Here is a 13,754-nt window from a genome sequence, read left to right as displayed (position 1 = left end):
GACCGTGACCGATTACTGATGGCGATCAGTGTACGGCAGCAGAGACAGGTAGCGAGCGCGTTTGATAGCGCGAGCCAGCTGACGCTGGTATTTTGCACGGGTACCGGTGATACGGCTTGGGACAATCTTACCGCTTTCGGTGATGTAGTTTTTCAGCGTAGCGATATCTTTATAGTCGATCTCTTGAACGCCTTCCGCGGTGAAACGGCAGAACTTGCGACGACGGAAATAACGTGCCATATGGCTAGTCTCCAGAATCTATCAATTCAATCTGCTCGGCATGCAGAACCATTTTGCTCAGACCGTTCTTTGCCTTGTGGCAAGAAATAAACCCCTGAACGGTTATGCGGCTGCCGACCGTTATACTGTGAGTAATGGCCTGGTTTTCGTGTCCGCTAACAATAACGGGCATTTGGCACCACGCCTGCCGGTGAAAGCCGGCTTCCTCTTGCACAGAACGATGCTCAAGCACGAACTGGCAATGCGGAATTCCTGATGGACTGACCTTTCGAAGGGGGGCCCTGCACACGGTGCCGGACAACGTCAGACGGTTGGTCATCAGAAATTACTCTTCAGAATCCCCAGCTTCAGCATCATCTGCGGTTTCGTTAGCGAAATCATCGCGACGCTCACGGCGCTCGTCTTTCGCTTTAACCATCGGAGATGCTTCGGTAACAGCGTGCTTAGTACGCATAACCATGCTGCGGATAACGGCATCGTTGAAGCGGAAGGTAGTTTCCAGCTCATCGATCACTTCCTGCGGCGCTTCAACGTTCATCAGAACGTAGTGCGCTTTGTGCAGTTTGTTGATCGGGTAAGCCAGCTGACGGCGGCCCCAGTCTTCCAGACGGTGGATCTTGCCTTCTGCGCCAGTGATGGCAGCAGAGTAACGCTCGATCATACCCGGAACCTGTTCGCTCTGGTCAGGATGGACCATAAAAACGATTTCGTAATGACGCATCGAATTGCTCCTTACGGATTATTCAGCCTCCTGTCTGGGTCAGCCGCGGCCCATGGAGGCAAGGAACGTGTTAAAGGTCGGCTGAAAAATGACGCGTTATAATACTGGCGCCTGCGGGCAAACTCAAGGTGATTGTACAATTATTTATCGTGCCGAACGTAACGCCTGTCCCGTCACATTTTGCTGCTGAGATATTAACTTCATATCGCATGCCACTATAAACGGCCTGTTGCGGCAGAAAAATTGACACTGTGGTCAGCGTACTTTTTTGCCACACAGGGTTTCTTAAACATAGCGGCATACATCAACGGGTTGTTAATCAGGTAAAAAACGACAATGCGATAATTTTTTGAACAACAGCATCAGAAAAGGTCGCCATCTCTGCGGCTGGTTATGGTTAAAATTAAACCAGAAGCGATTCACTAAAGGGGGATATCGCCAACCAGACCGCGCTGCTGAGGAGGTACTCTATGCGAGCCCGGATAATGTTATTTCTGGCTGCGCTTTTGCCTGGCATAACGGCAACGGCAGCCATCGAGTTAAATAATCACCAGGCCACAAATATGGATGATGTGCGCAGCTTAGGCGTGATCTACATCAACCATAACTTCGCCACGGAAAGCGAAGCCAATCTGGCGCTGAATGACGAGGCCGACGCGCGAAACGCAATGTATTATCACGCCATACTTATCCGGGAACCGGGTAGCAACGGCAACATACACGCCAGCGCGAATATTTATCGCTAACATCAGGAAAACCAACGAAAAAGCCATAGTTGATTTGCCCCCCTGAACAGGGGGCTTTTTTCGCGGAAAGATGGCTCCGGAATTAGACCTGTGACATCCCGATAATATTCACATTCCGGAGCTCATACTTCACTTCTGCCCGTAATACGCATTCGGGCCATGCTTACGCATGAAGTGTTTATTCATCAGATAATCGTCGATGGGGTTGAGGCCAGGGTTAATGCCGCGCGCAATCCACGCCATTCTCGCCACTTCTTCCATGACGACCGCGTTATGTACCGCATCGTGCGCATCTTTCCCCCAGGCGAACGGCCCGTGTTGATACACGACAATGCCTGGCGTATGCAGCGGTTCCACCTCGCCCAGCGTTTCGATGATCACCTTGCCGGTGTTCAGCTCGTACTCGCCCTGCACTTCTTCTTCGCTTAACGCCCTGGTACAAGGAATATCGCCAAAGAAATAGTCCGCGTGCGTGGTACCGAGCGCTGGAATAGCCATCCCCGCCTGCGCCCATGCCGTGGCGTGGGTTGAATGGGTATGAACGACGCCGCCAAGCGACGGATAGCGTTGATACAGCGCCAGATGGGTAGCGGTATCGGAAGAAGGACGATAACGACCCTCCACCACTTTGCCATCCATATCCACCACCACCATGTCATCTACCTTCATGGTTTCATAGGCGACACCGCTTGGCTTAATCACCACCAGCCCGCGTTCGCGATCGATAGCGCTGACGTTGCCCCAGGTAAACGTCACCAGTCCATAACGGGGCAAATCCATGTTAGCGTCAAATACCTGCTGCTTGAGCTTTTGCATTATGCCGCCTCCACCATGCCTGCTTTGGCCATGCGCGCTTTCACCCAGTCACGCGCTTTCGCTACCTCTGCCGCCGGGTTCTCTGCTGTTTCGCTCCACATCTCAATCAGATAGGGCCCGCAATAGCCACTCTGTTTGAGCGTTTCGAAGCAGCGTTCGAAATCGACAACGCCTTCGCCAAACGGCACATTTTTGAACACGCCGGGTTTAGTATCTTTGACGTGTACCGCGACGATATGCCCGATTCCCGCCTGTAGCTCCATCTGTACGTCGTTATCCCAGGCAGACAGATTGCCGATATCCGGATAGAGCTGAAAGCACGGGTTATTGAGGTAGTGAGCATAGCCTAGCGCTTTACTGATGGAATTCATCAATGGGTAATCCATGATCTCCATCGCCAGCGTCACCTGGGCGCGGCTGGCCATATCAACGCTCTCTTTTAACCCATCGCGGAAGCGGCAACGCGTTTCGTCGTTGGCCTGCTGATAGTAAACGTCGTACCCCGCCAGTTGAATGACGCGAATCCCGACGTCCTGCGCAAACTGAATCGCTTTACGCATAATCTCCAGCCCCTGCGCCCGTACCGCGTCATCTTCGCTACCGAGCGGAAAACGACGATGCGCGCTCAGACACATGGACGGCACACGCACGCCGGTTTCAGCAACCGCGCTCACCAGCGCCAGGCGCTGCTCGCGACTCCAGTCGAGCCGCGCCAGTCGGGCGTCGGTCTCGTCCACCGACATTTCAACGAAGTCAAAACCCAGCGTTTTCGCCAGCCGCAGGCGTTCCAGCCAGCACTCCCCGGCAGGGAGCGCTTTTTCATAGATGCCGAGCGGAATTTGTTTCGACAGCATAGCCGCTCCTTAGCCCCACAGTTGGGCAATGGAGCGTTTGAACTGCCGTGCGGCTTCTACCGGCGATTCAGCATCGCGAATGCTGCGGCCAGCAATAAAGACATGGATCGGAATGCCTTTGAACAGCGGCAGGTCTTCCAGCGCCAGTCCGCCGGTCACGGTCACTTTAAAGCCCATATCGGACAGCCGTTTAATCGCAGTAATATCCGCTTCACCCCACGCCACGCCTGCGGCCTGCGCGTCGCAGCTGCGGTGGTAAACCACTTGCTGAATGCCCGCATCGCGCCACTGCTGCGCCTGTTCCCAGGTCCAGTAACCGGTCAGTTCAATCTGCACGTCGCCGTTAAACTCTTTTGCCACATCCAGCGCGCCTTTCGCGGTGTTGATATCCGCACAGCAAATCACGGTCACCCAGTCCGCGTTGGCTTCGAAGCACATACGAGAAAGGATTTTGCCCGCATCGGCAATTTTGGCATCTGCCAGCACGATTTTGTGCGGGTAAAGCGCTTTCAGATCGCGAACCGCACGCACGCCTTCGCCCACGCACAGAATGGTGCCCACTTCGATAATGTCGACTTCTTCGGCAATCAGGCGAGTGGTTTCGTAGGCGCTATCCATAGTCTGGTTGTCCAGCGCGACTTGCAACATCGGTAATGACATGTTCAATTCCTTCTTAAGCTGCCGCGTTGGTGCGGTCAATGAGATCCAGGACTTCCTGCGCGGTACGGCAGGCGCGTAAACGGTCAAAATTGGCTTCGTCTTCAAACAGGTTGACGATCTGCATGATGCCCACTTCCTGGTGAGTGTTGGCATCAACCGCCGCCATAGTGATCAGAATATCGACCGGGTCGTTATCTTCGTGGTTGAACTCCAGCGGCTTTTTCAGCGTCACCAGTGAGAAACCGGTTTTCTTCACGCCCTCTTCCGGACGCCCGTGCGGCATTACCAGCCCCGGAGCGATAACGAAATAAGGGCCGAACTGTTCCACGCCATCGAGAATCGCCTGGTAGTAACGCGGCTCGACAACGTCTGCCGCCACCAGCAAATCCACACCAATTTTTACGGCTTCCTGCCAGGTATTAGCTTCAGCCTGCAAGCGGATAGAATTATTCTCCGCCAGCGAATCACGTAATTTCATGTTGCGTCCTTACTTCACGTCCTGTGGAAAATGCGCTTTGATCACTTCCAGCAATTTCGGGCCGAAGTCTGCGGGCGATAGCATGTTGCGCACGCCAACCACATATTTGTTGCCCGTCACGGTGATTTCGCCTGCAATGTGTGTGGAAGCGATGATGATATCCGCGCCGCTCAACTCGCTTTTGTACTCGCCAACCGCGCAGCTGTTTACCGTGTGGTCGATATTGGATTGGGTTAAAACTGGTCCACTTTCATTTTCATGATCATGGAACTGCCCTGTCCGTTGCCACACACAGCCAGAATACGTACGGTCATAATCAAAACTCCTTATTAAGCAGACTGTTCTGCCAGTTGTTTTTCTGCATCTTCTTCTGCGCGCAGTGCGCGGCCAGCGAAGAACATATAAGCCAGTGCAATTACAATGATGACGGCCATAAAGGCGATACCGATGGAGAAGAAGCCCTGCATCATCGGCGGCGCCAGAATCGACCAGTCCGCCATACCCATCCAGGCGCTCATCCCCGTGAGTTTCACCGCCCAGACGCAACCAAAGATTTCAATCATCCCCATCACCAGACAAATTTTCAGCGCCGCACGCCAGCCGCCGAAGTGGTTAGCGAACACGCCGATAGTGGCGTTAGAGAAGAACATCGGGATAAAGCCAGGAATAATCAGGATCGAGGAGCCGCAGGCAACCAGGATGCCAACCGCAATCAGCTGACCGATGGTGCCCCACATAAAGCCCCAGACTACGGCGTTCGGCGCGAAGCTATAGATAGCCGCACAGTCAATCGCCAGAACCGCACCTGGGATCAGGCGCTGGGAGATACCGTTAAACGCTTCAGAGAGTTCCGCCACAAACATGCGCACGCCCTGAGTGATGATGAAGATCGCCACCGCAAAGGAGAAACCGGTTTGCAGGATGTAGACCGTCCAGTGCACTTTGCCCGCCATCGCCTGCACGGTGTCGATACCGAAGGAGAGCAGAATGGCACCAAAGAAGATGGTCATTACAATCGCCGTAGAAACGATGTTGTCGTGGAAGATATTCAGCCAGCCCGGCAATTTGAGGTCTTCAACGCTTTCCTCTTTTTTGCCCAGGAACGGCGCGACTTTATAGGCAATCCAGGAAGCAAACTGCTGCTGGTGACCAATGGAGAAACCGCAGCCGTCCGTCACTTCTTGGGTGGGCTTATACATCATGTTGGAAGTGATGCCCCAGTACAGGGAAACCAGTATCGCCGTGCAGATAATGGTGGTCCACATGGAATAGCCGAAGATATAGAAAGAGACCGCAATCAGCCCCGCCTGCTGGAACATGATGTGCCCGGTCAACATGATGGTGCGAATACCGGTAATGCGTCGCAATAAGACGTAACAAATATTCAGCGCCAGCGCGAGCAACACCGCGTAGCCTACCCAACTATACGCATCGCCCATCCGTTCGATCGTTGCCATCATCGAAGCATAGGTATCGGAAATCGCGCCGTTGATACCGTAGACCTCAGACATTTTCGCCACCACCGGTTTAAAGGTGCTGGTCAGAATGCCGGACCCGGCCTGTAGCAGCATGAAGCCAATGATGGTTTTGATCGTCCCTTTGATGATCACGCTGACGCTTTTGCGCAACAGGATATAGCCCAGGCAGGTCACAATACCCAGTAATAGCGGGGCATTAGTCATTACCTGATTAAAGAAAATGGTAAAGATGTTGTAGAGGATCTCCATAACGATCTCCGGCAGATAAGGTTGCTGAGTCACAGGCGCTCAGGATAATGTCCCTTCACTTTAATTTTCAAAAGTAATCACAACAAGATTAAATTTGATTAAATGTGACGTAGCGCGCAAATAATTAGCACACTTAATACATGGTTTACTTATAGGTAACTCATTTTTTCATTAAAATAAGTAAAATCATAAAGATGCCAACATTCACATGACGCCAGACAAGATTAAATCTTCTTCTGACTGCGTTCTCTCCTGCCAAAAAGTCAAAAAATAGCCCATTGCCTTCTTGAGAAAATAGTGTCAGGATTAATCAAAACAAATCACGTTTTGAACCATTTTGAACAAACATGAAGGTAAATGCGATGAGTAAAGTACAAAGCATCACGCGTGAATCATGGATTCTGAGCACGTTTCCGGAGTGGGGAAGCTGGCTGAACGAAGAGATTGAACAAGAGCAGGTCGCGCCGGGTACGTTCGCTATGTGGTGGCTGGGCTGTACCGGGATCTGGCTAAAATCTGAAGGCGGCACTAACGTATGCGTCGATTTCTGGTGCGGTACCGGTAAACAGAGCCACGGTAATCCGTTGATGAAAACCGGTCACCAGATGCAGCGTATGGCTGGCGTCAAAAAATTACAGCCTAACCTGCGCACCACGCCGTTTGTTCTCGATCCTTTCGCTATCCGTCAGATCGACGCCGTCCTGGCGACCCACGACCATAACGATCACATTGACGTCAATGTCGCGGCTGCCGTAATGCAGAATTGCGCCGATGATGTTCCGTTTATCGGCCCGCAGACCTGCGTGGATTTATGGGTTGGCTGGGGCGTGCCGAAAGAACGCTGCATCGTGGTAAAACCGGGCGATGTCGTAAAAGTGAAAGATATTGAAATTCACGCGCTTGATGCCTTTGACCGCACCGCATTAATCACCCTGCCCGCCGATCAGAAAGCCGCTGGCGTACTGCCGGACGGCATGGATGTACGCGCGGTTAACTATCTGTTTAAAACGCCGGGCGGCAATCTCTATCACAGCGGCGATTCTCACTATTCCAACTATTACGCGAAACACGGCAACGAACATCAAATTGATGTCGCGCTTGGTTCCTATGGCGAAAACCCGCGCGGTATTACGGACAAAATGACCAGCGCGGATATTCTACGCATGGCGGAGTCGCTGAACACCAAAGTGGTGATCCCGTTCCATCACGATATCTGGTCGAACTTCCAGGCCGATCCACAGGAGATCCGCGTGTTATGGGAAATGAAGAAAGATCGCCTGAAGTATGGTTTTAAACCGTTTATCTGGCAGGTTGGCGGCAAGTTTACCTGGCCGTTGGATAAAGACAATTTCGAATACCACTATCCGCGTGGTTTTGACGATTGCTTTACCATTGAACCCGATCTACCATTCAAATCCTTCCTGTGAGTCGATATCATGCCGGGATTACCCGGCATTTTTTCCATTTACTTTAGTATTTCCAGGCTATTTCAAATATCATCTTTTCAAATCAATTTGTATCGGAATAGCTCATGACTGAAGCACAAAGACATCAAATACTGCTGGATATGCTGGCACAGTTGGGCTTTGTTACCGTCGAAAACGTGATTGAGCGTCTGGGAATCTCCCCGGCGACGGCGCGCCGCGACATCAACAAGCTCGACGAAAGCGGAAAACTTAAAAAAGTGCGCAACGGCGCAGAGGCCATTACCCAACAGCGGCCCCGCTGGACGCCGATGAATCTGCACCAGGCGCAAAACCACGATGAAAAAGTACGCATCGCGAAAGCGGCGTCGCAGCTGGTAAACCCGGGTGAGAGCGTAGTGATTAACTGCGGCTCCACCGCTTTCCTGCTGGGGCGCGAAATGTGCGGGAAGCCGGTACAGATCATTACCAACTATCTGCCGCTGGCGAATTATCTGATCGATCAAGAGCATGACAGCGTGATTATCATGGGGGGTCAGTACAACAAAAGCCAGTCGATTACCCTGAGCCCGCAGGGAAGTGAAAACAGTCTCTATGCTGGCCACTGGATGTTTACCAGCGGAAAGGGCTTAACTGCGGATGGCCTGTACAAGACCGATATGCTAACCGCCATGGCGGAACAAAAAATGCTCAGCGTCGTCGGGAAACTGGTCGCGCTGGTCGATAGCAGTAAAATTGGCGAGCGCGCGGGAATGCTGTTCAGCCGAGCCGATCAGATCGCTATGCTGATTACCGGCAAAAATGCCAATCCGCAGGTTTTGCAACAGCTTGAAGCCCAGGGTGTAAGCATACTCCGCGTTTAAAGATGCTGTCGGAAAAACGCTACCGTCGCCGACAACGCTTCTGGCGTAATGCGATGCCGCACGCCTGCGGCCCATAAACAGGTCACATGCTTATCCAGCTTCGCCCCGGCGAGTGCCTGCTGGAGCCGGAAGGTTTCGATAGCAGGCACCACGTCATCCTCCTGACCATGCCACAACAGAAGCGGCCTGTCGGCCAGTCGCTCTAACTGATGTGTGACTTCCCATTCACGTAGCGGCGCGATGATATTGTCGAATTCCGCCTGCTGTGCCGGGTTCTGCGGGGATAACGGCGGGAAAAGCGTCCGGGCAAGCCCGGTAAAATAGCCCGACCCCATTAAACTGGCCCCGCATTTTACCTCACGGTGACGCGTCATAATGCCCAGCGCCGTCATACCGCCCATGGATGCGCCGCCCACCGCCAACCGCCCGTCAAGTAGCCAGTTTTCCGCCTGAATCGCCGCACGTAACGTCGTAAATTCCTGCATGTTTTGGTGCAGAATCTGCCAGAATCGGTGTATCCGTCCCTGTGAGTCGCCGCCGAAGCGAGCGCCATGCTCCGGCGCATCCGGCATGACTACCCGGAATCCTGCCTGTGCCAGGGCAACGGCAAAATAACTATAAACCAGGCTGGAGGAGGTGAAGCCATGATAGAACACCACACAGGGAAGCGGCACGGCGCGTTTCCCTTCCGGGAAGGCATGTAGTACGACGCCTCCGGCTAATTGTCGTGTTTCAATCGCTATCATTATTCTCTCCTTTTTATCCGGTATGCCACGGAGAAATACTTAACGCAAGTTTATGGATAGCGCAATAATTCATAATGTTTGAGAACTGGGTTACGCTTTCGCAACGTTTTCATTCGAAAATCGCGTGACAGGTAACACTTCGGGAACATTCCCCCTAAAGGGAAATCAATAAGGCATTACACTATGATTATCAGGAAACGAGATAGAGTTATGCGTCGGTTTGCTCCATTGATAGCAGCGCTGTTATTAAGCGCGTGTAGCATGCTGCAGGGTACGCCGCAACCTGCGCCGCCTGTCGCCGATCACCCGCAGGAAATCCGTCGCGATCAAACGCAAGGACTACAGCGGATGGGGACCGTAAGCGCGCTGGTTCGGGGTTCCCCGGATGATGCAATAGATGAAATCAGAGCGAAAGCCGCCGCTGCGAAAGCCGATTATTACGTTATCTTAATGGTTGATGAAACGGTTGTAACCGGACAGTGGTATTCACAAGCCATTTTATATCGTCAATAACAGTAGATTGATTTTTAGTCAGTTTTACATTGCTTTGCGCCCCTATGCGTTTACCTGTGCACAATAAACAAACAGGTTTACCGTGATGGAGCGTCCTGTTAAATGCGGGGTATGTAATAAGGAGCTGACGATGAAACAAGAACTTGCCTTATCCTCACTGCTGCTTTCTGCCGGACTGGTGAGTACGACGGCACAGTCTGCCGAATTCGCCAGTGCTGACTGCGTAACGGGTCTGAATGAAATCGGCCTGATCTCGGTCAGTAATGTTGCAGGAAACCCACAGGATGTGGAGCGGATTATCGCCCTCAAAGCCGATGAACAGGGTGCGTCCTGGTACAGAATTATTCAAATGTATGAAGAACAACAGTCGAATAACTGGCGCGTACAGGCGATACTCTATGCCTGATGCCGCGTGGCTCGCGCCGGATGGCATGTACTACAGGCCAAACGTTACCGCAGTCCCCCGGTCGCCCTTAACAGTAAATCATTTTGCACCTGGGCAGGCAGCGGCATTTCGCCGCGTGTATCCAGCATCATCTGACACCACGCTTGCGCCAGCGGCGGCGAGGCATGACGCAGCATTTCCGCTCCGCACCCCAGCAAGAAAAGCTGCTGCGTAATCTCTCTGCCCATTGCTTCGTCCGGTTTGCGTAAACGTTGCTGTAGCTGGCGTACCGCGCGGTCGTAATGGCGATCCTGACCTTTGACTTCCGCAAAAGCTTCACTCAATACGTCATAGACGCCGTGTTGTTTTGTCAGCACCCGAAGTACATCCAGACACATGATATTGCCGGAACCTTCCCAGATACTGTTCACCGGCATTTCACGGTACAGGCGCGGGAGTTCGCTCTCTTCGCAATACCCCATCCCGCCGAGAACCTCCATCGCCTCAGCCACAAAAGGGATTCCCTGCTTACAGATGGCGAATTTCGCCGCTGGCGTGAATAATCGCGCCCATAATGCCTCTTTCGCCTCGCGACGTTGCTCCCAGGCGCGCGCCAGCCGAAACAAAAGCGCCGTCTGCCCCTCCAGGCATAGCGCCATACGACTTAAGGTTTGTCGCATCAACGGTTGTTCGATCAGCGGCTTACCAAAAGCCTGACGCTGATGAGCATGGTAAATGGCGACTGAAAATGCGCGCCGCATTAAGCCATGACTCCCGAGCGCGCAATCAAGACGCGTCATACCGCCCATCTTTAAGATATGCCGAATCCCTTCGCCCTCTTCTCCCAGCCGCCAGCCGACGGTATCCTGAAACTCGACCTCGGCGCTGGCATTAGATCGATTACCGAGTTTATCTTTCAGGCGCTCAAGACGAACAGAGTTCCGTTGCCCGTCTGGCAGGAAACGCGGCACAAAGAAACAGGATAGTCCTCCTTTTGCCTGCGCCAGCACGAGGTGCGCATCACTTTGCGGCACAGAGAAAAACCATTTATGTCCCACCAGCCGATATGAATCATCCGCCAGCCGCTCCGCGTGGGTCGTATTACTGAGTACGTCAGATCCGCCCTGCTTTTCCGTCATTCCCATGCCGATGAGCAGGCCCCGTTTTTGCCCGCCCGGCAGCAAATGCGAATCGTAGCGATCGCTGCGCAGCGGCGCCAGCCAGTCATGGAAAGTGGCGGGAAGCATCTGCAATAGCAACGGCGTCGCGGCAAAGGTCATCGTGACAGGACAGAGTGTTCCCGCTTCTACCTGAGCATGTAATACAAAACGCGCCGCCCGGGCGACAAAACTTCCCGCCCTTGCCTCTTCCTCCCAGGCCAGGTAATGTACCCTATTAGCGCAAAGCCCCTGCATCAACAGGTGCCAGGCGGGATGAAAGCGAACGTCATCCAGGCGCTGTCCCTGGGGATCGTAACGCAGCAACTCAGGAGGATGCGCGTTCGCCAGACGCCCCAGTTCCAGTGATTCCGCCGTTCCCAGTTGTTGGCCAATGCTGGCGAGAAGATCGCTATCCCATCCCGCGCCTTCCCGGGAAACCGCTTCACACAGCGCGCCATCAGACAGGAATAAGTTACTGTTATTGAGCGGAGCAGGTTGATTAAAGACGGTATGTGTTTGCCAGGACATGGTGTCTCCCTCCTTCAATGGCGCTGAAGTCAAGTATGGTCATGACTGCGCCATTGACGCCGGAGCAAGATCACAAAAGTATGATTAACCGGCAATATAATGTGGGACGAAACGGGAAGTGTCTTTGGTAATTAGCGTATTGTCCTCGCGAATCCCCATTCCGGAGGCTTCATCGTCAATGATCCAACTGCCAATCAGCGTATAGCTATCGCCAAAGCGCGGCAAAGGCTGAAACGCCTGGTAAATCATCGGCTCGTCAGCGTAGTCGCCATCGGCATGATCGATAACATTTTGCCGCTCGTCAAAAATCGTGACGTTGCCGCCTTCACGTGAATAAATCGGCTTCCGTACGCTACTTTCACCTGGCGCTGCGAGCGATTTTTCGCCCTCAAACCAGGCCGGCAGAAGATTCGGATGGCCAGGGAAAAAGCGCCACAATAACGGCAACAGCCCTTTGTTACTCAGAATACTTTTCCACAATGGCTCAATCCATTGCTCACGACGTTTTCGCAATAGCGGGCCGTTGTCATCGCGCATCATCCATTCCAGCGGGTAGAGCTTAAAGGCGCGGCGAATCACGTTATCGTCCAGATCGGTCAGCACGCCGCCTACGCCAAGCCCCAGTTCTTCAATATAGATAAATCGCGTTTCCTGGCCCGCCTGCTGCGCGCAATCCTGAAGGTACAGCACCGTCGTACGATCTTCGTCGGTATCTTCACAACAGCAAAAGTAGAGCGGTTCCCGACTGTACAGCTCGCTGAAGCGGGCGATCAGCCGCTCCTGTATCGCGTTGTATTGATCGGCATCACGCGGGATGGCGCCGCTACGACGAGCATCCTCCAGCCATAGCCATTGAAAGTAGGAGGACTCATAGAGCGATGTCGGCGTATCCGCGTTGTATTCCAGCAATTTAACCGGATCTTTGCCGCACCAGACGAAATCCATCCGCCCGTAAAGCGAAGGATCGCGGCTGCGCCAACTTTCGGCGATGACATCCCAGTACAATGGCGGGATCGCCAGCTGCTGCATGATCTGCTCATCCCGGACGGCCCGCTCGACAACCTCCAGACACATCTGATGAAGCTCTGCGGTCGGTTTTTCGATCTGTTCTTCAATTTGCCGTAATGTAAAACGGTAGGCCCGGCTTTCATCCCAGTAAATTTCGTTATCGATAACATGAAAGTCAAAACCGTGATCGCATGCGATCTTATCCAGATCCCGGCGTACCGGTACGTTATGTCGTAGCATGGTTAGCCTCCCCAGTGCCCGCGGGCGCTGGAAGAACGGCCATAGCCGCCGCGGGAGACGGTGGACGCTTTCCGTATGATATAACCAGGGCTGGTCACGGTATCGCTTTTCCCTGTGCCGCTGCGCCACGCATAATCGCCGGATGTGGTGCGCCAGACGGGACGGGAGACGTAAGATGAACCGCCGCTGCTATAGATGTATTGTTCATCACGGTTCTGACGAATCGCGCGGCTGAGTAAAAAGCCGCTTAATACCGGAACCCAGCTCCGCTCGGTGATATCAAAGTAGCAATCGCCAAACTGCGACTGACAGCTCTCCTGCGTCAATTGCTTAGGCACATTAGCGTAAAATTCTGTTTTCGCATTATTCCAGCCGTCAGCGCAAACGCTGGCGCTATTGCCATCGTCAATACAGTCGTTCACCGTGGCGTAAAACGTCCCATCGCCGTCGTTGTCACTATTGCTGCCGTCACCGTACCCTTTCAGGAGAAAAAAGGCCGCTCCACCCATAATCGCCAGCGTCAGGTATTTTGGCGTGTAGCGATTTCGTTGCCGCTCAAAGGGATTGACCGGTTCGGCTATCCGTCTTATTGCCGAATGGCCTACGCCGGATGTGCTTCTGGATTTTCGTTTTTTTGCCATGATC

Annotated in this window: 18 protein-coding genes and 1 pseudogene; 5 read left to right on the top strand and 14 right to left on the bottom strand. The window is 53.1% G+C overall.

Going from position 1 to position 13,754, the window contains the following annotated elements; translation table 11 throughout:
- Nucleotides 1–12 precede the first annotated feature (12 nt).
- The 4 genes from rpsR to AAYN39_RS19470 all read right to left on the bottom strand — a co-directional run bounded on the left by rpsR (nucleotide 13) and on the right by AAYN39_RS19470 (nucleotide 1,238).
- Nucleotides 13–240 carry a 30S ribosomal protein S18 gene (gene rpsR, locus AAYN39_RS19485; protein ID WP_000135199.1) on the bottom strand — a complete coding sequence of 76 codons (228 nt, stop codon included), beginning with the start codon at nucleotides 238–240 and terminating at the stop codon, nucleotides 13–15.
- A 4-nt stretch (nucleotides 241–244) separates the two neighbouring features.
- Entirely contained in the window at nucleotides 245–559 is a 315-nt protein-coding gene (priB, locus tag AAYN39_RS19480) for a primosomal replication protein N (RefSeq protein WP_001768658.1), read from the bottom strand.
- 6 nt (nucleotides 560–565) lie between these two features.
- Nucleotides 566–961, bottom strand: coding sequence for a 30S ribosomal protein S6 (gene rpsF, locus AAYN39_RS19475; RefSeq protein WP_001216673.1), 396 nt, complete (start codon nucleotides 959–961; stop codon nucleotides 566–568).
- A 70-nt stretch (nucleotides 962–1,031) separates the two neighbouring features.
- Entirely contained in the window at nucleotides 1,032–1,238 is a 207-nt protein-coding gene (locus AAYN39_RS19470) for a hypothetical protein (protein WP_010989307.1), read from the bottom strand.
- Between the two features lie 193 nt (nucleotides 1,239–1,431).
- Here AAYN39_RS19470 and yjfY point away from each other — a divergent pair, with 193 nt between their 5' ends.
- The gene (yjfY, locus tag AAYN39_RS19465) at nucleotides 1,432–1,707 is read left to right on the top strand and encodes a DUF1471 family protein YjfY (RefSeq protein ID WP_001756165.1); all 276 of its coding nucleotides are present in this window, start codon (nucleotides 1,432–1,434) and stop codon (nucleotides 1,705–1,707) included.
- Between the two features lie 129 nt (nucleotides 1,708–1,836).
- Here yjfY and AAYN39_RS19460 read toward each other — a convergent pair whose 3' ends face one another.
- The 6 genes and pseudogenes from AAYN39_RS19460 to ulaA all read right to left on the bottom strand — a co-directional run bounded on the left by AAYN39_RS19460 (nucleotide 1,837) and on the right by ulaA (nucleotide 6,242).
- Nucleotides 1,837–2,523, bottom strand: a complete 687-nt coding sequence (locus AAYN39_RS19460) for an L-ribulose-5-phosphate 4-epimerase (RefSeq protein ID WP_001170772.1) — start codon at nucleotides 2,521–2,523, stop codon at nucleotides 1,837–1,839.
- A complete protein-coding gene (gene ulaE / locus AAYN39_RS19455; protein ID WP_000949528.1) occupies nucleotides 2,523–3,377 on the bottom strand; it encodes an L-ribulose-5-phosphate 3-epimerase UlaE in 855 nt (284 codons plus the stop codon). The genes AAYN39_RS19460 and ulaE overlap by 1 nt, the downstream gene beginning before the upstream one ends.
- 9 nt (nucleotides 3,378–3,386) lie before the next feature.
- The gene (ulaD, locus tag AAYN39_RS19450) at nucleotides 3,387–4,037 is read right to left on the bottom strand and encodes a 3-keto-L-gulonate-6-phosphate decarboxylase UlaD (protein WP_000056755.1); all 651 of its coding nucleotides are present in this window, start codon (nucleotides 4,035–4,037) and stop codon (nucleotides 3,387–3,389) included.
- Nucleotides 4,038–4,050: 13 nt separating this feature from the next.
- On the bottom strand, nucleotides 4,051–4,515 hold the full coding sequence (gene ulaC / locus AAYN39_RS19445; RefSeq protein ID WP_000776536.1) for a PTS ascorbate transporter subunit IIA: 465 nt from the start codon (nucleotides 4,513–4,515) through the stop codon (nucleotides 4,051–4,053).
- A 9-nt stretch (nucleotides 4,516–4,524) separates the two neighbouring features.
- A pseudogene (gene ulaB / locus AAYN39_RS19440) lies at nucleotides 4,525–4,829 on the bottom strand (PTS ascorbate transporter subunit IIB).
- A gap of 15 nt (nucleotides 4,830–4,844) precedes the next feature.
- Complete coding sequence (gene ulaA, locus AAYN39_RS19435) at nucleotides 4,845–6,242, bottom strand: PTS ascorbate transporter subunit IIC (RefSeq protein WP_000404875.1); 1,398 nt, start codon at nucleotides 6,240–6,242, stop codon at nucleotides 4,845–4,847.
- A gap of 362 nt (nucleotides 6,243–6,604) precedes the next feature.
- On the opposite strand from ulaA, the gene ulaG reads away from it, so the two are divergent.
- Nucleotides 6,605–7,669 carry an L-ascorbate 6-phosphate lactonase gene (gene ulaG / locus AAYN39_RS19430; protein WP_000049161.1) on the top strand — a complete coding sequence of 355 codons (1,065 nt, stop codon included), beginning with the start codon at nucleotides 6,605–6,607 and terminating at the stop codon, nucleotides 7,667–7,669.
- Between the two features lie 104 nt (nucleotides 7,670–7,773).
- Entirely contained in the window at nucleotides 7,774–8,529 is a 756-nt protein-coding gene (gene ulaR, locus AAYN39_RS19425; RefSeq protein ID WP_000133618.1) for an HTH-type transcriptional regulator UlaR, read from the top strand.
- On the opposite strand, the gene yjfP is transcribed toward ulaR, so the two are convergent.
- The gene (yjfP, locus tag AAYN39_RS19420; RefSeq protein ID WP_000560304.1) at nucleotides 8,526–9,275 is read right to left on the bottom strand and encodes an esterase; all 750 of its coding nucleotides are present in this window, start codon (nucleotides 9,273–9,275) and stop codon (nucleotides 8,526–8,528) included. The genes ulaR and yjfP overlap by 4 nt on opposite strands.
- A 183-nt stretch (nucleotides 9,276–9,458) precedes the next feature.
- On the opposite strand from yjfP, the gene bsmA reads away from it, so the two are divergent.
- Complete coding sequence (gene bsmA, locus AAYN39_RS19415) at nucleotides 9,459–9,788, top strand: biofilm peroxide resistance protein BsmA (RefSeq protein ID WP_000586831.1); 330 nt, start codon at nucleotides 9,459–9,461, stop codon at nucleotides 9,786–9,788.
- Nucleotides 9,789–9,918: 130 nt separating this feature from the next.
- Nucleotides 9,919–10,194, top strand: coding sequence for a DUF1471 family protease activator YjfN (gene yjfN, locus AAYN39_RS19410; RefSeq protein ID WP_001681845.1), 276 nt, complete (start codon nucleotides 9,919–9,921; stop codon nucleotides 10,192–10,194).
- Nucleotides 10,195–10,238: 44 nt separating this feature from the next.
- Here yjfN and AAYN39_RS19405 read toward each other — a convergent pair whose 3' ends face one another.
- From AAYN39_RS19405 to AAYN39_RS19395, 3 genes are all read right to left on the bottom strand, one after another.
- Complete coding sequence (locus AAYN39_RS19405) at nucleotides 10,239–11,861, bottom strand: isovaleryl-CoA dehydrogenase (protein WP_000118984.1); 1,623 nt, start codon at nucleotides 11,859–11,861, stop codon at nucleotides 10,239–10,241.
- 84 nt (nucleotides 11,862–11,945) lie between these two features.
- On the bottom strand, nucleotides 11,946–13,109 hold the full coding sequence (locus tag AAYN39_RS19400; RefSeq protein ID WP_000943948.1) for a glutathionylspermidine synthase family protein: 1,164 nt from the start codon (nucleotides 13,107–13,109) through the stop codon (nucleotides 11,946–11,948).
- 2 nt (nucleotides 13,110–13,111) lie between these two features.
- On the bottom strand, nucleotides 13,112–13,750 hold the full coding sequence (locus tag AAYN39_RS19395; RefSeq protein WP_001085609.1) for a DUF1190 domain-containing protein: 639 nt from the start codon (nucleotides 13,748–13,750) through the stop codon (nucleotides 13,112–13,114).
- Between the last annotated feature and the right edge of the window lie 4 nt (nucleotides 13,751–13,754).

Origin of the sequence: Salmonella sp. K21076, from assembly GCF_039650795.1 — a bacterium.
GTDB classification, from domain to species: Bacteria; Pseudomonadota; Gammaproteobacteria; order Enterobacterales; family Enterobacteriaceae; genus Salmonella; species Salmonella enterica.
The sequence above is the reverse complement of the archived record's forward strand: the minus strand, read 5'-3'. Positions and strand labels throughout refer to the sequence as shown.